We start from the raw sequence: 18,208 nt of genomic DNA, 5'->3' as shown, positions 1-18,208 counted from the left end.
CCCGCAAGCTTTTTCAAAAAAAAATTTAACCTTTTTTTTGAACCCGTCCCTCTCGGTGCGGTAAGCCAGGCTTGGTATTTCAGCTTTACAATGAACACCTTTCCTTTCGGTTAGGGAGGGCAAAGATACTATCTTTTCCCTTTATCATCCAAGCTTTATTTTACTTTTTTTTAACCTTTATTGCTATCGGTTAATGCCTTGTTTGCGTTTTCAGTTTGTGTAAGAACTTGCTCTCTAATGCGGGTGCAAAAGTACCACTTCTTTTCTCTTTTCAAAGCTTTATCTAAACCTTTTTTAAATGTTTTTCTTAACTCTTTGTTAATGTGAAGCTTGAATACGAAAGTTTTTTGTTATTTTTTGTTGGGAGGTGGATCTGGGTGGGGTTTTAAGGGTTTTAGAGCTTAGATTGGGGCAGTTTTGTCGATTTGGTAATTTAAGTAAAGGCTATTTCGCAAAGATTCTCAAAGAAACACAAAGTTGCGCAAAGCTTTACTCTTACATATAAGAAGTCCTCTCCCCCAACCCCTCTCCGAAGGAGAGGGGAGCCGGGTACGGGTACTGTATGGATTAATCTTACTTAAAATATTAAAGAGACTTTTCAGCAAAGTTGCGCAAGGCTTACTCCTATATATAAGGAAAAGCATCTTGTCCTTATATAGGAGAGCGTGTGCAGCTTTAAATTATTCGTAGCGTAGTGCTTTTACCGGAGATATCCTGGTAATTATAAACGACGGTATTAGTAGCAACGATAGGCATACAACTATTGTTCCGGCATTTATTAATAATATGGCCGGTATATCTATAGTTACCGGAGCAACGCTTACATAATAATTTTCGGGGCGCAGGGTTACTACGCCAAAGTATTTCTGAATTAAAAGCAGGCTTATACTTATCAGGTTGCCCCAAAACAGTCCTTTTACTATTAAGTAAGCTGCATTGTACAAAAATATTTTACGTATGCTCCAGTTGTTAGCACCTAATGCTTTTAACATACCCACCATTTGGGTACGCTCTAATATTAGTACCAGCAGTGCTACTACCATATTAATAGTAGAAACAATTATCATGATTACGATGATGACTATTATATTAACATCAAACAGTTTTAGCCAGTCGAATATGTTTACATACTTTTCTTCTATGGTTACACTATTTAAAGTAGAGGGTATGGCTTTGTATACCTCTTTGCCTTTTTGTTGCAGTTGGGTAAAATCGTCTATAAAAACTTCGAAAGCACCAACCTGATCCTGTTTCCATTTATTGATGCGCTGCACATGGCGAATATCGCCAATCATGTAGGCCGAATCGTATTCCTGGAAACCCGAATTGTAAATACCCACCAGCTCAAACCGGCGCAGGTTGGGTATGCCGTTACCGCCTTCCTTTAAAAAAAAGGTGTTGAATTTATCGCCTACCTTTAACTGCAGCATGTTTACCAGATATTCTGATAGTATAACCTCGTTAGTAAGCTTATCTTTTAAATTGGGTATCCTGCCTTTTACAATATACTCCTGCAGGGCATTCCAGTCGAAATCTTTGCCTACTCCTTTAAATATTACGCCTTCAAAAGCACTTTCGGTACGGATGATGCCCGCCTTAGAGGCCACAGCCTGTATATGGGTAATGCCCGGCACTTGTTTAAAGTTAGGATAAAAGTCCTGTTTTATAGAAATGGGCTCTACACTAACCTCTGATTGGTTATCATCGTAGTTAGAAATAATAATATGCCCATTAAAGGCCGATATCTTTTCGCGAATTTTATCCTGCAGCCCTACCCCCGTAGCTATGGCAACCACCATCATAATTATACCTATGGCTATGGCCACAATGGCAATTTTTATAATTGGTGCAGATATACTACTTTTATGGTTCTTTGCAGTAACTAACCTGCGGGCTATAAAATATTCTAAATTCAACGGTATGGTATCTTATTCGTTTTTACTTGGCGGGGTCAAATTCCCTAAAGTCAAAAATACAGTTTTATTCTCATTTATATTGATGGCGGCCTGTGGAAATTCCGTTAAGGAAAAGACAAAAGATAACAGACCCGAGATAATAGACAATACACAACCGGCAATTAGCAATACTATACAGGCGGAAGCGATAAAAACCGGTGCCGATAACTTTGAGGCTTATCTGCCCCTGCTTAAAAATAAAAAGGTTGGGATTGTTACTAACCAGACCGGGATTGTTACCCTGAATGGCAATAACACCAACGTGGTTGATTTTTTACTGGATAAAAAAGTTGACCTTAAAAAAATATACGCGCCCGAGCATGGCTTTAGGGGTACTGCCGATGCCGGCGAACTTATTAAAGATGGCAAGGACACCCAAACCGGATTGCCTATTATTTCGCTTTACGGCAATAACAAAAAGCCAAAGCCGGAACAACTGGAGGGTATTGATGTTTTAGTTTTCGATCTTCAGGATGTAGGTGCTCGTTTTTTTACGTACATATCCTCTTTACACTATATTATGGAGGCTTGCGCCGAAAATGGTATACCTCTGATACTATTAGACAGGCCTAACCCTAACGGCGGCATTGTAGATGGCCCCACTCTTGAGAAAGAAAATACCAGTTTTGTGGGAATGCACACCATACCAACAATGCACGGATTAACTATTGGCGAGTACGGAAAAATGATTAACGGACAAAAATGGCTTAAAAACGGAGTACAGTGCCAACTTACGGTTATACCCTGCCTAAACTATAAGCGAACAACTACTTATAGTATACCGGTTAAACCATCACCTAACCTGCCAAACGACCAGGCTATAAATTTATACGCAAGCCTTTGCTTTTTTGAAGGCACCAATGTTAGCCTTGGGCGCGGCACCAATAAACAGTTTCAGGTTTACGGGTCGCCTTACCTGCCTAACACAGGCTTTAGTTTTACACCTGCACCAAACGAGGGTGCTAAAGACCCGCAATATAATGGCAAAGTGTGCTATGGCGAAGATTTATCTAAATACCCAAAAGTTAACCGTATAGAATTAAAGTGGCTGATAAAAGCGCATAACGAAACAGCTGATAAATCGAAATTTTTTATTCCGTTTTTTACAAAGCTTGCCGGCACAACCCAATTGCAACAGCAAATTGAAGCAGGTAAAACCGAAAATGAAATTAGAGAAAGCTGGAAACCGGGCCTGGAAGAGTTTAAAAAGATGCGCAAGCCCTACCTTATATATGGTGAGTAGACCGATTTCTTAATGTTTACACAAAGTGCATTTGGGTATCAAAAGGGTTTTGTAATTTCATGGTGTAATAATCTCAAAAACACCATGCCATGAATATCACAGAAAAAGTAAACACCTTTGTAGAGTACCTTCTTAGCCTTATAAATAAACTTAAAGGGTATATTGAAGACGTAATAGCTTTCTTTGAAGAGCTTAGAGATAAAATTGAAGGCCTTCTTGAATATGTTGAAGGCAAAATACAAAGCATTGAAGGCTTTGTAGGCGAATTAAAGCAACACGGCGAAGAAGAAGTTGCTGCTTAAATATCCTGGCCCTCTTTTTTAGGAGGGCTTTTTTTTGCCACACCCTTAACGGCATTGCTGCCTTTACCTACCAGGGTTTTTATTAGCTGAACGGCGTAATACGCAATGGTAATAAAAACAAATACCGGAATTATAAGCGCCACAACCTCGCCTATTTTAGTGGTCCATGATGAAACTACAACATCATCGGTCATAAAATAAATAGCTACCGCTATAATTACCGATAGTACAAACAAAATTAAAAGCCTGCGAATTGTTCTCATAATTACTGGTTAACGGGCTGCCCAAATTGCAGTATGTAATCATTATTATCATAAATAGCAAACTCGCGCATGCCATAATCAAAATTGTCTATCGGGTAGCAAATAGTGCAGGTATCTTTCCAGGCTTCCCAAAGCTGGTTTACATTGGTGGTGTTAATGTAAAACGACCCGGTAAACATGGGCCCGTCAAACGGTACATTAGGGTTTGGGTAGGCCACCATAATTTCTATTTCATCGCGAAGCAGTACTGCCCAGCCTTCTTCCATAGCGCCACATTCAAAACCTAAAACTTCGGTATAAAATGCAACGGTTGCCTTAACTTGTGTTGTCCAGAACATTGGGGTTATAGAAGTAAGTTTTGCCATGGTATAGTTTTAAACAGTAAATCTAAAAAAATTTCTGATTTAATTACAAACAGCCTACAAAAAAGCCGGGCTATACCGGCAATTTCTTTTTCATTTCTTCTACAATGTTATATGCCGCCGGGCATATAGCTACATTTTTAATGGTAAGGTTGGCAATTTGCTGAAATTTCTTCCTGTCGGTGTGCGGAAACTCCCTGCATGCCTTTGGCCTTACATCATAGATCATGCAATAATTTTCTGCATCTAAAAAAGTACACGGCACACTTTGCAGCACATAATCGTTATCCTCATCAATGCGCAAATACTTTTCTATAAACTGTTGCGGCTTTTGCCTAAAGTGTTTGGCAATACGTTCTACATCGGCAAGGGTAAACAGAGGACCCGTGGTTTTACAGCAGTTGGCGCAGTTTAGGCAATTTGTTTTTTTAAACTCGCGGTCGTGCAGCTCCTGCATAACATAGTCCAGGTTTTTGGGTGGCTTCTTTTTAAGCTTATCAAAAAACTTTTTATTCTCGTTATGCTTATCTTTGGCAAGCTTAGGAAGCTGTTTTAAAAAATTCTCCATTCCATCAGTACATTTATCAATCGCAGCAAAAGTATAAAAAAATGAAAGACCTTTTTGGTAAAGCAATACTTGATTATCAAACCGGCAATGCCCCGGAAAATTTAATTACCGAAACATCCATATCTGAAGAAGATGAAATGGAGGTTGCCTACCTGTTTCGCAACTACAAAAACATGCCCGCTATGGAGCAAAAAGCGTTGCAGCTTGCCAAAGGGCGCGTGCTCGATGTGGGTTGCGGCGCCGGAAGCCACAGCCTGTACCTTCAAAACGTACGCGAACTTAATGTTACCGCTATAGATATTTCGGCTAACGCCATTGAAGCTTGTAGACTAAGGGGAATTAAAAATGCTTTTGCCCAGGATGTAATGCAGTTGGAAGGCCAAAAGTTTGACACCATACTTTTATTAATGAATGGTGCCGGTATGTGCGGCAAGCTTACTAATATTCCGGCATTTTTAAATAAGCTGAAATCACTGCTTAATGAGGGCGGACAAATACTGCTGGATTCGTCTGATATTATTTATATGTTTGATGAAGATGATGATGGCGGCAAGTGGATACCATCGGATATTGATTATTATGGCGAGCTTGTTTTCAATATCTCTTATAAAAATGAAAAGGAAGACCCGTTTAACTGGATGTATATAGATTACAACACACTGCAAAATGCTGCCCACGCCGGTGGCCTTAAATGCGAGCTGGTTTTGGAAGGCGAGCATTATGACTATCTTGCCCGGTTAACACTATAAAATAAGAAAGCCCGAAACATTGTTTCGGGCTTTCTTATTTTGCAACAAACTGTTATTGCATATATTTTTGAAGCATCTCGCCAACTCCCTGGCCCCACTCCTGCCCTAAGGCAGTTGCTTTTTCTATAAATTCGTTAGATTGAGAAACGCCTGTAACTTTTTTACCCGCCGGGCTTTCGTAAAACTTAATTACCGCCTTAACATCGTCGTGCGTTAATTTAGTCATGTACAAATCGGCCATTTTATCAAGCAGCCCTTTAAGAGAGGCATCAAATTCTTTGTTAAATTCGGCTTTTTTCTCTGCCGGTATATCCTGGGTATATTGTTCCATAGCTTTTTTATAGCTGTTTTGAACACCGCTCATTTCAAGAAATTTTAAAACATCTTTTTTAAAGGCATCCTGAGCAAAGCCTGCATTAGCAATAAGAAAAAATGCTATTGCGAATAAAAATTTTTTCATGGTATTAAGGTTTTGGTTATTACGGTATATTTAGATATTTATGTGTTTGCAACGATACACGCCATTTAGGGTTGTTCATTACATAATCTACAATTAACGGAGTTACCTCGTCTCTTTTGCTCCATTCGGGCTGTAAAAACAGGATAGCATCGCTATTGGTTTTAGCGGCCTGTTCTTCGGCAAAAATAAAATCGTGCTTGTTGTGTATAATTACCTTAAGTTCCTGTGCAAACAGGTAAACATCCGGGGTTGGTAATTTTGTTTTTTTAGGCGAAAGGCAAATCCAGTCCCAGGTGCCACTTAACGGGTAAGCGCCCGATGTTTCTATATGCACCCTCAAACCTTCGTCTTTAAGCTTTTGAGTAAGCGGGCTCATATTCCACATTAACGGTTCGCCGCCTGTAATAACAATAGTTTTACCATATTGCTTGGCATTGTTTACAATGGTATCTATACTTGTTGGCGGATGCAAATCGGCATTCCAGCTTTCTTTAACATCGCACCAGTGGCAGCCCACATCGCAACCGCCCACCCTAATAAAATAGGCAGCAGTACCCGTATGGAAACCTTCGCCCTGTATGGTGTAAAACTCCTCCATTAATGGCAGCATTATGCCCTTTTCAACTTCTATCTGTAGTTCCTTCTTCAGCATTATATTTCAAATAGTTTGCAAAGATAAGCATTTAATCGCTGCACAGCATAAAAACATAAAAACCGGCATAAAGCCGGTTTTTACAAATGTATTTAGAATTACTTAAGTTTCTGTAATTCGCCTTTAGCGTACTGATCGTTAGGATCAAGAGCAAGGGCTTTAGTAAAGTAATCTTTAGCTTTTGCTTTATCTGTTACAGCATAGTAAGCACCCGCGTTAGAGTAAGCCTCTATAAGGGTTTTAGTAGCTTTAGTAACCTCTGCACCACCTTTAGCCGTTACGATCTCGATATATTTATCGTAGTTCCTGGCCATTTCTGCGTAAGCATCGTTAGTTTGCAGGTTTTGGTTAACCTTAGCCTTGTAAAGGTAAGCATCCTGAGCCTCCGGAGAAAGCTCTATAACTTTTGCCAAAGCAGTATCTGCTTTTACAAGTTGTGCCGTGTTTGCTTTTTTAGCTTCAGCCGACTTGTTTACGTGATCGTAGTATATTGAGTAAGCAAGGTAGAAGTTATCGTAAAACAAGTTCCTGTTCTCCGGGTTTGTTGTAGCAACCTCAAACACAACAGCCGCTGGGCCATAAAGTTTTTGGTCGAATAACTTTTTACCAATAGCGTTAAACTCGTTAGTAATGTTAATATCCGTTTCGGCAGCTTTTTTAATGTTGGCAATAGCCTCATCAAATTGCACCTGATCTTTAATTATCGAGTTGTCTTTATCATCTTTACCTACTGTTGAGGCAAGCTGCGCAAGGCCAAGGTAAAGGTAATCTCTTGCGATGATACGTTTAGGGTCTACTTTGGCAATAAACTCTTTCATGGCAGTAATACTTGCCGGATAGTTTTGGTTTTCGTAAGCAGCATAAGCAGCATACCTAAGTATCCTTGGATTTACTTTATCCATTTGCTGCATTTTCTGAGCTTCTGCCTCAAGCGCTTTGTAATCGCCTGTTAGCAATAGGAAGTCAGCATGCCTCATCCTTGAATCAAGAGAATAATCGGTAAGGCTCATGTATTTTTCGTAGTACGAAAGTGCCTTAGGGTTGTACTCTTTTTTCTTAGAGCTGTCTGTAGTTCCCCATAGGTAGTACGTTTCAGCAAGTTCTCTGTAAACCGGCCCGTAGTTAGGGTTTGCGGCAACTATACCATCAAATGCCTTTACAGCCTCCGGGAAAGCAGCTTTAGTGTTTTTAGTAATTACACCCAACTGAAGTTTAGCCCTTAAAAGTGATGGATCTAACTCTGATGCCGTACGGAAATTTTTGTACGCATTGTTCTGATCTCTGTCGCGGTAGTAAGCCTCACCTAAATAAAGGTAAGCAGGTGCATATTTAGCATCTTTGGCTACAGCTTTGTTAAGCACGGCAACCGCTTTTTTATAATCGGGCTTGCCCGCATAAATGTAAGCGCGGCCAATGTAAACCAATTGCTCTACATCTCTTTTTTTAAGGTCTTTTTCTACAGCATCAAATTTTGCCTGGGCACCGGCAGCATTGCCGTTGTTAAGGTCGATATGGCCAAGGCCAATATCATTAAAGCTGGCATTATCTTTTGCAGCTTTACCTTTAGTAAAAGTAGCCGCAGCAGAATCCTGCTCCATTTGTGTTAAGTATACATCGCCTAACAAAAAGAAGTTTTTTCCATCTTCCGGTTTCGATGCAATCAGCGATTTTAAAATTGTTTTTGCCTTTTGGTATTGTTCAGCATCAATTGCTTTCTTGGCCTCGTTTGCATCCTGTGCATTTGCCATACTGAAAAGCAATAACGATAAACCGAGGAATTTAAATTTATTCATAATCATTTTAATTTCTCCTTTTTATTAATATTTAGTGGTTATTTTATAGTTCACTTCTAACTTCTATCTCTCTTGTGGGCATTGTTGCAGGCACTAAACCCGACTTTAAAATTAGCCTTTGTCCAGACTCAGCAGTTAGGTAGGTTTCAAAACCTATGCCCAAACCGTTTTTGCCCTGATAATTTAACACATACAGCTTGCGTGTAATTGGGTATAAGCCCGCAGCTATGTTGCTTTGAGATGGTTTGTAATATTTTTTGGACGACTTATCAATTTTAACATTATCAACGCCTAAAACACGCACGTTTTCTACATATTTTTCCCATCCTAATGGGGGTTGCACCAACCAGTTTACCCCAATTATGCCAATAGAACCGGGATTTTCGTGAACGTATTTTAATACAGCCTCGGTATCTTTAAGAGAATAAACATCGGTAGTGGCAATTTTAGTTACACCCGCCTGCTTAAGCAGCAGTTGTACCGTACCCGAATTTGAATTATCAAAAATAAGCTTTTTTACGGTAGCCGACGGCTTGCCCTGCAATACTTTGTAAACTTCCTGCAGGTTAACAACCGTATCTGTAGATTTTTTATTGGTAATAAGCGCCAGGGCATCGGTAGCAAAAAATGTTACCCTTGGTGTAATACCCTGCTTTGTAAAATGCGCTTCTTCCTGGGTAGTAAGTGGCCTTGCCAGTACTGCAACATTTGCAGAGTCTTTAATAAGTGCATTTACAACTTCGCTCTCGGCGCGGTTTACCTGTTTTATGCGGGCTTTAGGATAAATGCTATGAAATACAGCCAATGCATCTTCTATAATGGGCTGGGCTGTGGTATCTACATAAAGCGTTAAGTTACCCGATGTCATGGTTTCTACAGGGGCAGCGTCTCCAGAACCCGAAACTTCCTGCTTGCAGGAAAACATGATTGCCGATGTTACTACAACCCCCAATGTAATGCTAAAGCTATTTTTCATTTTATTTATAATTGAACCGATTAAATGTGCCGCTTATTGGTCTTTATAATTTTGGATAACCCTTATAAACCTAAAAAAAGCATACACCAAAAGTATAACACCCATGGTTAGCCTGCCCGTTTGGGTTATATTAAAAGGGTTACGATCCCAAAAAATAAACATAAGGCCCAAAACCAGGTATGCAATAAATACGAGTATGCCAAAAACAAGCAGAAATCGCTTTTGGGGCGATTTCTGTGTTTCGTAGCGCGATCTTCTTCCAGTAACCATCGCTATTCTAATTTATGATTTTATGTTAATTGTAATAGGCAGGTTGTATGATGCCCTTACCGGTTTACCGTTCTGGATACCCGGCGACCATTTAACTTTAAGCGACTTAAGTACACGTTCTGCTTCTTTACCAAGGCCGTAACCCGGGTCTCTAAGAACTTTGATAGCTGTAAGCGTACCATCTTTCTCAACAACAAAAGAAACGTATATTTTAGCGTTCATATCATTATCTAATTCCGGCACACGGAAGTTTTTGTTAACATAGCTGTAAAAAGCAGCTATACCACCTGGAAACTCCGGCTGTACCTGTAAACCTGCAGAACTGTATACTGCATTATCAGGAGCTTCTACACCTTTATCAAGGTCGCCCGATGGTTTACCTATGTTGATATCGCCTGTTGGGCTGGCCTCTGCGTTACGAGAACTTGGGTCGGCCTCTTTAAATTGTGAAATCTTAGGTGGATCTTCCGGTACTTCTTCTTTCTTGGCAGCCTCAAGTGGTTTGAATTTTACTTCTTCCACGATTGATTTTGGCGCCTGGTACACTTCTACCGGCGGCGGTGGCGGAGGTAAAACCTCTACCGGTGGCTCCGGGATATCAACTACCTCTATAATTTGGTCTACCTGCTCTTCTTTCTCTTTTGGAGATAATTCGCCCAAATATTTATAAATAATTGGAGAAGATGCAGCAGTAACAAAAAATATACTTCCTATGATAATAGCTAACGTAGTAGTTTTTGGATTTTCTGACCTAAGCTGGTAAGCGCCGTACTTTTGGTTACGCCCCTCAAAAACCAGGTCTATCCATTCTGTTTTAAATATATTCAGTTTTGACATAATCTATATTTTTTGGTTTAACGCCAAAGCTTAATATAAGCCTGTTTGTTTTAACAGGTCTATCTCTGCAGGTGTAATATCACCTATAGCATATAACTGCACTTTGTTAATAGCCATTTCATCTAATATATCTACAAGGTTGCGGTAGCTGGCTACATCACTTGCTTTTATATTTACAATAAGACCTTCTTCTTCGGGCTTATCAGTATTAGCTTTTGCAATGGCAGTGTTTTTTAAGATATCTTTCCTGATACTGTTTTTACCATAAGCAGCTTCTGTAGGTGCAATTGTAGGTGTTTCAAATTTACCCATGTACCAAAGCAGCTTATTATCTTTACCAATAAGTATAGTCATCATCCTTGCTTCAGGAATCTTAGTATTGTCTTTTGGCTCATTTTTTGGATCCTTATCCGGCATTGCCAAAGGCATCGACTGCGGTTTTGACAGCGTTGTGGTAAGCATAAAGAAGGTAATTAATAAGAAAGCCAAATCTACCATCGCGGTAAGGTCTACCCCGGGGTTTGATTTTTTACTTCTTACTTTACCGCCCTTGCCACCGTCGCCGCCGGTATTTAATTCTGCCATTTTATATTATTTTTATAATATTAAAAATCTTCGTTTCTTAATCCTGTAACAAGATAGAATTTGTTTTTCTTCTGAGCCTGCAGGATATCAATAATCCTCTTGATAGTAGGATAATCTTCTTTCGCATCACCTTTTATAGCAATATCAAGGTCTTTATATTTAACCGTTTCATCGCCATCGGCAATACGTGCATCAAGCACAGCCTTTTCGGCTTCCCTTGCCTGCTCTACCCAGTCTCCAAGCTGGTTACCAACAGAATCGTAAGGAATACCTTTTTGCATATTTGGTGCATTACGCTCGTTAACACTAAGGGCTAATAAGCCTTTAAGCTGGTTAAGCGGCACACCAAAACCATCCATACCCACAAATTTTTTAATTTCTTCCTGAGTAAAAGTAACATTGTATTTTGTAGCCATACGCGATAGCGTACCTTCTCTTGCTGCTCTTGGAATGGTAAAAAACACCTGCTTATCTCCAACAGATATTGTAGCTACACCCTCTTCAGGAAGCTTATCCAATACCGTAGAAACAGGCGTATCAACCGGCTTTGGCTCTGGTTGCTTTGCAGTGGCAGTCATTACGAAGAACGACAGCAAAAGAAACGCAACATCGCACATAGCGGTCATGTCTATCCTGGTACTCTTCCTTGATATTTTAACTTTAGCCATTATTGTTTTTTATTAGCTTACAGACCCCAAAAGTGCCTTATATTAATTAACGCACTTTTGGCCTGTAATATTATCAAATACTCTTTTTAATTATGCGTTGTTAGCACGAGCCCTAAACCTTCTGTAAGTTTGGGTAATTGTGAAACCAGCCTCGTCAATAGAGTAAGTAAGTTTGTCAATTTTAGATGTAAACACGTTGTAAGCAATAATTGACACAGTTGAAGTACCAATACCTGTAGCTGTGTTAATAAGTGCCTCAGAGATACCTACAGCAAGCTGAGCAGAATCTGGCGTTGTACCGGCACCAAGTGCAGAGAACGCTTTAATCATACCCGATACTGTACCAAGTAGACCAACAAGTGTACCAATAGATACAAGTGTAGAAAGGATAACAAGGTTTTTCTCTAACATTGGCATTTCAAGAGAAGTAGCCTCTTCTAATTCCTGCTGAATAGCAGCTTCTGCCCTTTCGCTATCAAAACCTTCTCTTTTAACTTCTTCATATTTTAAAAGACCTGCTTTTACAACGTTAGCAACAGTACCTTGTTGTTTATCGCACTCAGCCATAGCCTCGTTAATGTTACCAGCTTTAATCTGAGCCTGTACTTTAGCCACAAAAGACTCTAAGTTACCTTTACCGGCAGCTTTGCTTATTACAAAAAACCTCTCTATAGAGAATACAAGAGCCATTAATAATAATCCAAGTAGCGCAGCAACAATAACACCACCTTTATATACTGTACCTAAAAAGTTACCATTAAGCGGGTGACCGGCTTCGGCTCCTTTTTCAGTCATTTCTTTAGCGTTTTCAAAGTTTGCAGGAGCACCCATTATAAATTTCCATACAAGAACCCCAACTAATAAACATACAACGATAGCTAATCCAGCAAATATATTGGACCCTTTAGAACTACCTTCTTTTTTTTCAACTTTTTGAACAGATGCGTTTGCCATTTTTTTTAAATTTAGTTTTCTGATTTTTTAATAATAATCTCTTACTTGTTAAAATTATTTTTTACATAAGAATGGCAAATTTATATTATTAGAGGATAAAAAAAAACAAAATGATTTTTTTTATCAATTCTTAACAATAATTTATTGCAACATTAATCAAATCCAAACACCAATTAATTAGGAATTGTTTATGCAAAATCAATTTTTACTCACTCAAAACTACCATTCGTTATAAATTATTTTAAATAAATATAGATTGCCTATAAATAACACAAATTACATTTGTTTATTGTGTGGCCTCTTAAATTTTATTTTAACACCTTTTATTTATGGTTAAATTAACCATTTGCGCCTTACTAAAACGATTATACTAAAGTAAATTCCTACAATAAAATATTTTTAAATCGATTTCGGACTTTATTAGTATACCAATCTTATATAGAATTAAATGTACGAAAGTAAGACGGATTAATTGGCACTACCCTACCAGTTATTTTTAACTGTTTGCAGCACCACACTCACTTTACCCTTAACATTAACTTTACAAACGGTTGTTTTTAGCAACCATTTGTGTTAACTATTTAAGGCCATTACATAGTATAAAACACCAATTATATTAAACCGGCTATCTAAGAAATACTATTGCTCTAACAGCTCCAGTATGCGTGCATCTACAATGGGCTTATCCCAGTTGTTTTCTATACCTTCCATGCGCATTACTTCGTCCATTATTGCCTTTTGCCTGTCGCCTATTGCAAGGGCCTCGCTGTAGGGCCTGTAACTAAAGGTTACCCTACTGTAAAGGGGCAGCCACTTATCGGGGTACTTTTCAGAAAATCGTTTCTCTATCTTTTTTTGCAGGTGAAATTTATCATCAGCCGTTTTAGAGCTCATCTCTAAAAAGTTTCGGTAAGACAGCTCAGCAATAGCATCGGCATTAGGTTTGCGGCTCTTTTCGTATTCTTTAAATATGGTTGTCCAATCGTCGCCATACTGCTCCATCATCTGGCTAAGTATGGTAATATCTTCAAAACCGGCATTCATGCCATGCCCGTAAAACGGCACTATGGCGTGGCAGGCATCGCCAATAAGAGCAACTTTGTCCTGAAACGTCCACGGAAAGCACTTCATGGTAACCAGCGTACTGGTAGGGTTTTTAAAAAAATCTTCAACCAGATTGGGTATAACATCTACCGTGCTTGGAAAATGCGTTGCAAAAAACTGCTCCAGCGTTTCTTTATCCTTAAGCGATTCGAACGACTTTTCGCCTTCAAACGGCATAAAAAGCGTACAGGTAAAGCTGCCATCCATATTAGGCATGGCTATAAGCATAAAATCCTGCCTTGGCCATATATGGAATGAGTTTTTGTCTAATTTATGGGTACCATCTGCATTCGCCGGAATGTTAAGCTCTTTGTAACCCATGTTTAAAAATTCCTGAGAATAGTTAAACCTGTTTTGGCGCTGCATGCGGTGGCGAACTCGTGAAAAGGCACCATCGGCACCAAAAACCATATCATAATCCAAATCGGTCCAGGCGCCCCTTTCGGTTTCGCCGGTGTGTAGTGTAGCTGTTTCCAGGGATACATCCCACACGCGCGACTCGAAAAAAAAGTTTACTCCTTCGGCTTCGGCCAGGCTAACCATTTTGCGGTTAAGCAGTCCACGCGATATAGAATAAATGCTCTCGCCCTCTTTACCATAATACTGGTAGGCCAGCGGCTGCCCTACAAGGTGTATGGCGCGCTTTTCTAAAGGTATGGCCAGTTTTCGTATTTCGTCTCCCAAACCTACCTCGTCTAACGCGCGCCAGCCGCGGTGCGACATAGCAAGGTTAATAGACCGGCCGGAAAATTGAATTTTTCTTATATCGGGGCTTCTATCGTAAACATCTACAGTGTGCCCTGCTCTTTTAAGGTATATTGCCAGCAGCGATCCTACAAGTCCGGAGCCTACTACTGCAATTTTTAAGGGAGTTTGCATGAAAATATATTCTATATACTATACAAAAGTACTTAATTAATGCGGAGGGGGATTTTTTTTAGTAAATAATTTGCAATGAATTTATTAAGAAAACTTTGGCTATTAAAGGATTCTTAATGAATTAACACCCGCTTGTATTAATGAGTAATTTTATCTCACTAACTTTTAAAAACATAGTATCATGAGAGATTTAATCTGGTTAATTGTTGTAATCCTTATAATAGGATGGCTTGTAGGATATTTTGGCTTTGCAGAATCTGTTGGTAGCCTTATCCACATATTATTAGTATTGGCTATTATTGGTATTCTTTACAGGCTTGCCGTGGGCAGAAGGCCGTAAACTTTTACTCAATAACCTACCTACTTACAAAAGCAAAAAAAATCCCCGTTTGGGGATTTTTTTATGCCTTAAATTAAAACAGAAATCGCCCGAAGAATACTCTCCAGGCGACTTCATCTCACATAATTAACCAACAACTATATTATTCCATTAAATTTTGATGCTTTTTGCGCATGGCCCAGTAAAAGAAGTTAGGGAACACCAACAGTGTAAATACCGTAGCTGTTACCAAACCGCCAATAATAGATATGGCAAGGGGTTTTTGGGATTCTGACCCGATACCGGTTGAAAGTGCCGCCGGCATTAGCCCGATGGCTGCCATTAAGGCCGTCATTACCACGGGCCTGGTTCTGGATTTTACCCCCTGTATAATAGCATCTGTAAGCGATAGCTTGGCCTTGAGGTTGGTATGAAACTCTGAGACGAGTATTACCCCGTTCTGGATACAGATACCCAGGAGCGCAATAAACCCTACCCCTGCCGAGATACCAAAGTTAATGCCCGTTATTTGCAGCGCCAGGATACCGCCAATTACCGCAAACGGCACATTGATGAGCACCAACAGCGAATCTTTTATATTGCCGAACATTATAAACAGCAGCACAAAAATGAGCACTAACGATATGGGCACTACCTGCGCCAGCTTGGCACTTGCCCTTATCTGGTTTTCGTACTCGCCCGTCCAGCCCACGGTATAGCCATCGGGCAATTTTAATGTTTTTACCTTGGCCTGAGCCTCGGCAATGGCACCACCAAGGTCGCGGTCGCGTACAGAGAATTTAACCCCAATAAAACGTTTGGTATCATCGCGGTACACAAAGGCAGGGCCGGTCTCGGTAGTAACGCTGGCAATTTCTTTAAGCGGCACTTTGCCCCCACGAAGTGTTGGCACCATAAGGTTCATAATATCTTCTTCATCTTTACGGTACTGCTCTTCGTAACGCAGCCTGATGTCAAATTTCTTTTCGCCTTCGTATTTCTGGCTGGCGGTTTTACCGCCAATGGCCATTTCTATAATGCCCTGTGCATCGCGTTTTTGCACACCGTAGAGCGCCATTTTTTCTTCGTCGAACTTAACGCTAATGCCCGGCTGCCCTAAGTTGCGCAGTACACCAACATCTTTAATACCGTCTATAGGTTCTATTTTTTTCATTACCTCGTTGGCAATTTTATCTAAAACCTGTAAGTCATCGCCATAAATTTTTACCGCGTTAGATGCTTTAAAACCGGCAACAGCCTCGGCTACGTTATCTATAACCGGTTGGCTATAGTTATAGGTAATGCCCTGGTACTTACTCAGTTTTTTATTCATCTCCTCAATCAACCCATCAACGGTTAGGTCGCGTTTCCATTCTTCGTGAGGCTTCAGGTCGACCTGAAACTGCAGGAATCCAAATCCGTTAGGGTCGGTACCATCGTTACTACGGCCGGTTTGCGAAAGCACATCGTTAACCTCTGGGAACGATTTAAGTTCTTCGCGAATTTTGCGGGCTGTTTTTACACTCTCTGTAAGCGAGTTGCTAATGGGCAGTTCTGCCGTTACCCAAAGTGCGCCCTCATTAAGTGGCGGCAAAAATTCTGTACCCATAAATTTGGCCGAAAACAGGGTAACCACCAATATTACAACCGACACGATGATAGAGGTACGTTTGTTTTTAAACGTAACGCCAATGCCTTTGCCTACAATTTTATCGAAAAAGTTTACAACGGGGTTGTGTTTTTCTTTTACATTTTTTCTAAGCAGTATAGAGCATAATACCGGCACTAAGGTCAGCGTAAATATTAATGCACCCAATAAGGCAAAACCAAGTGTCCATGCCAGGGGCGAGAACATTTTACCTTCCACCTTTTCGAATGCAAAAATGGGTAGCAGGCCTGATATGATGATCAGCTTACTAAAAAATATGGCCACACCAAGTTTGGTGCCTTCTTTACGGATTAATCCAAGCTTAGACAGTTTATTAAAACGGTCTGGCCCTATACGGTGCTGGAGCTGGTCGAGCGCTACAAAGAGCCCCTCTACCATTACAACGGCACCATCTATAATAATACCAAAATCTACCGCGCCCAGCGAGAGCAGGTTAGCACTCATGCCCTTTAATTTTAGGCACAAGAACGCAAACAGCAGCGCCAGCGGAATAATTATGGATACGATAAGCGTAGTACGCCAGTCGGCCATAAAGAGAAATACGATAACCGTAACCAGCAGTATACCCTCTACAAGGTTATGTGTAACGGTGTGGGTACAAAACTCCATTAGCCTGTCGCGGTCGTAAAACGTTACCATTTTTACATCTTTAGGCAGCACGTTTTCCTGCACGTAGGCAATTTTTTCTTTAAGGCGGCCCAAAACTTCCGATGGGTTTTCGTTCTTGCGCATTACCACAATGCCCTCTACCACATCATCATTATCGTTCAGGCCCACCTGCCCTACGCGCGGCACGTTAGACTCGCTTACTTTGGCAATGTTTTTTACCAGTACCGGGTTGCCATTGCGCTGTGCCACAATGGTGTTTTCTATATCCTGAATGTTATCCAGCAGACCAATGCCCTTAACTACGTAGGCCTGCCCGTTTTTCTCAATAACATCGCCACCCACGTTAAGGTTGGCTTTGTTTATGGCCTCGTACACCTCGGGCGAGCTAAGCTCATATTTTTGGAGTGCTATAGGGTCTATGCCCACCTCGTATGTTTTTTCGCGGCCACCAAAGGCAACAACATCGGCTATGCCGGGCACTGCCCTTAACTGCCTGTCGATTACCCAATTTTGCAGGGTTAAAAGTTCTCGCGTATCTTTAGTGTCGCTGTGCAGGGTGTACCTGTAAATCTCGCCGGTTGGGCCATAAGGGGGTTGTACCTCGGGTTCTACATCATCGGGCAGCTGCACGTTGCGCAACTGGTTGTTTACCTGAAAACGCGCAAACGTATCATCTACATCATCATCAAAAATAATTTTGATAACAGACAGCCCAAACATGGTAATACTGCGCACGTTGGTTTTTTTCTGAACCGAATTCATGGCAATTTCTATAGGCGAGGTTACAAAGCGCTCTACCTCTTCGGCGCTGCGGCCGTTCCATTCGGTTACAACAATTATTTGTGTATTGGTAACATCCGGAAAGGCCTCTACCGGAATATTCTTGTAGCTTATTATACCCGCAATAACTACAACGCCCACCCAAAAAAAGGTAAACATTTTATTGCGAAGCGAGAAGCCAATTATGTTTTTTATCAACTTATTCATGGCT

The 18,208-nt window shown here is 40.4% G+C and carries 19 protein-coding genes; 4 read left to right on the top strand and 15 right to left on the bottom strand.

Translation table 11 applies throughout. The features are described 5' to 3' along the window. Positions 1-680 precede the first annotated feature (680 nt). Entirely contained in the window at positions 681-1,916 is a 1,236-nt protein-coding gene (locus tag G509_RS0109765; protein WP_026991363.1) for an ABC transporter permease, read from the bottom strand. An 82-nt stretch (positions 1,917-1,998) separates the two neighbouring features. Here G509_RS0109765 and G509_RS0109760 point away from each other — a divergent pair, with 82 nt between their 5' ends. After that, positions 1,999-3,198: an exo-beta-N-acetylmuramidase NamZ family protein gene (locus G509_RS0109760; RefSeq protein ID WP_051200104.1), complete on the top strand. Its 1,200-nt coding sequence runs from the start codon at positions 1,999-2,001 to the stop codon at positions 3,196-3,198. 89 nt (positions 3,199-3,287) lie between these two features. Continuing rightward, positions 3,288-3,500 (top strand): hypothetical protein, encoded by a 213-nt coding sequence (locus G509_RS21810; protein WP_035738809.1) that lies wholly within the window; start codon positions 3,288-3,290, stop codon positions 3,498-3,500. Here G509_RS21810 and G509_RS0109750 read toward each other — a convergent pair. The 3 genes from G509_RS0109750 to G509_RS0109740 form a co-directional block, all read right to left on the bottom strand. Beyond that, positions 3,497-3,763, bottom strand: coding sequence for a hypothetical protein (locus tag G509_RS0109750; RefSeq protein WP_026991361.1), 267 nt, complete (start codon positions 3,761-3,763; stop codon positions 3,497-3,499). The genes G509_RS21810 and G509_RS0109750 overlap by 4 nt on opposite strands. Positions 3,764-3,765: 2 nt before the next feature. Next, complete coding sequence (locus G509_RS0109745; protein WP_026991360.1) at positions 3,766-4,128, bottom strand: VOC family protein; 363 nt, start codon at positions 4,126-4,128, stop codon at positions 3,766-3,768. 70 nt (positions 4,129-4,198) lie between these two features. Further along, positions 4,199-4,693 (bottom strand): YkgJ family cysteine cluster protein, encoded by a 495-nt coding sequence (locus G509_RS0109740; protein WP_026991359.1) that lies wholly within the window; start codon positions 4,691-4,693, stop codon positions 4,199-4,201. A 41-nt stretch (positions 4,694-4,734) separates the two neighbouring features. Between G509_RS0109740 and G509_RS0109735 the strand changes: the two genes are divergently transcribed. Beyond that, entirely contained in the window at positions 4,735-5,442 is a 708-nt protein-coding gene (locus G509_RS0109735) for a class I SAM-dependent methyltransferase (RefSeq protein WP_026991358.1), read from the top strand. A 52-nt stretch (positions 5,443-5,494) separates the two neighbouring features. Here G509_RS0109735 and G509_RS0109730 read toward each other — a convergent pair whose 3' ends face one another. The 10 genes from G509_RS0109730 to G509_RS0109685 all read right to left on the bottom strand — a co-directional run bounded on the left by G509_RS0109730 (position 5,495) and on the right by G509_RS0109685 (position 14,620). Continuing rightward, positions 5,495-5,902 (bottom strand): DUF2059 domain-containing protein, encoded by a 408-nt coding sequence (locus tag G509_RS0109730; RefSeq protein ID WP_026991357.1) that lies wholly within the window; start codon positions 5,900-5,902, stop codon positions 5,495-5,497. Between the two features lie 19 nt (positions 5,903-5,921). Next, positions 5,922-6,554, bottom strand: a complete 633-nt coding sequence (locus tag G509_RS0109725) for a 7-carboxy-7-deazaguanine synthase QueE (RefSeq protein ID WP_026991356.1) — start codon at positions 6,552-6,554, stop codon at positions 5,922-5,924. 98 nt (positions 6,555-6,652) lie between these two features. Then, complete coding sequence (locus G509_RS0109720; protein WP_026991355.1) at positions 6,653-8,347, bottom strand: tetratricopeptide repeat protein; 1,695 nt, start codon at positions 8,345-8,347, stop codon at positions 6,653-6,655. 43 nt (positions 8,348-8,390) lie between these two features. Continuing rightward, positions 8,391-9,323 (bottom strand): PstS family phosphate ABC transporter substrate-binding protein, encoded by a 933-nt coding sequence (locus tag G509_RS0109715; RefSeq protein WP_026991354.1) that lies wholly within the window; start codon positions 9,321-9,323, stop codon positions 8,391-8,393. A gap of 33 nt (positions 9,324-9,356) precedes the next feature. Further along, positions 9,357-9,593, bottom strand: a complete 237-nt coding sequence (locus tag G509_RS0109710) for a hypothetical protein (protein ID WP_026991353.1) — start codon at positions 9,591-9,593, stop codon at positions 9,357-9,359. Positions 9,594-9,605: 12 nt separating this feature from the next. Continuing rightward, complete coding sequence (locus tag G509_RS0109705; protein ID WP_026991352.1) at positions 9,606-10,430, bottom strand: energy transducer TonB; 825 nt, start codon at positions 10,428-10,430, stop codon at positions 9,606-9,608. A 30-nt stretch (positions 10,431-10,460) separates the two neighbouring features. After that, positions 10,461-11,015: an ExbD/TolR family protein gene (locus G509_RS0109700; protein ID WP_026991351.1), complete on the bottom strand. Its 555-nt coding sequence runs from the start codon at positions 11,013-11,015 to the stop codon at positions 10,461-10,463. A 20-nt stretch (positions 11,016-11,035) separates the two neighbouring features. Then, positions 11,036-11,683: an ExbD/TolR family protein gene (locus G509_RS0109695; RefSeq protein ID WP_026991350.1), complete on the bottom strand. Its 648-nt coding sequence runs from the start codon at positions 11,681-11,683 to the stop codon at positions 11,036-11,038. A 90-nt stretch (positions 11,684-11,773) separates the two neighbouring features. Beyond that, a complete protein-coding gene (locus tag G509_RS0109690) occupies positions 11,774-12,637 on the bottom strand; it encodes a MotA/TolQ/ExbB proton channel family protein (protein ID WP_026991349.1) in 864 nt (287 codons plus the stop codon). A 639-nt stretch (positions 12,638-13,276) separates the two neighbouring features. Beyond that, a complete protein-coding gene (locus G509_RS0109685; RefSeq protein WP_026991348.1) occupies positions 13,277-14,620 on the bottom strand; it encodes an FAD-dependent oxidoreductase in 1,344 nt (447 codons plus the stop codon). Positions 14,621-14,801: 181 nt separating this feature from the next. Between G509_RS0109685 and G509_RS23325 the strand changes: the two genes are divergently transcribed. Beyond that, positions 14,802-14,960, top strand: coding sequence for a lmo0937 family membrane protein (locus tag G509_RS23325; RefSeq protein WP_026991347.1), 159 nt, complete (start codon positions 14,802-14,804; stop codon positions 14,958-14,960). 142 nt (positions 14,961-15,102) lie between these two features. Here G509_RS23325 and G509_RS0109675 read toward each other — a convergent pair whose 3' ends face one another. Continuing rightward, positions 15,103-18,204, bottom strand: coding sequence for an efflux RND transporter permease subunit (locus tag G509_RS0109675; protein WP_026991346.1), 3,102 nt, complete (start codon positions 18,202-18,204; stop codon positions 15,103-15,105). Positions 18,205-18,208: the final 4 nt, after the last annotated feature.

This window comes from Flavobacterium subsaxonicum WB 4.1-42 = DSM 21790, assembly GCF_000422725.1.
Lineage (GTDB): Bacteria > Bacteroidota > Bacteroidia > Flavobacteriales > Flavobacteriaceae > Flavobacterium > Flavobacterium subsaxonicum.
This window is presented reverse-complemented; position numbering and strand designations above follow the sequence as displayed.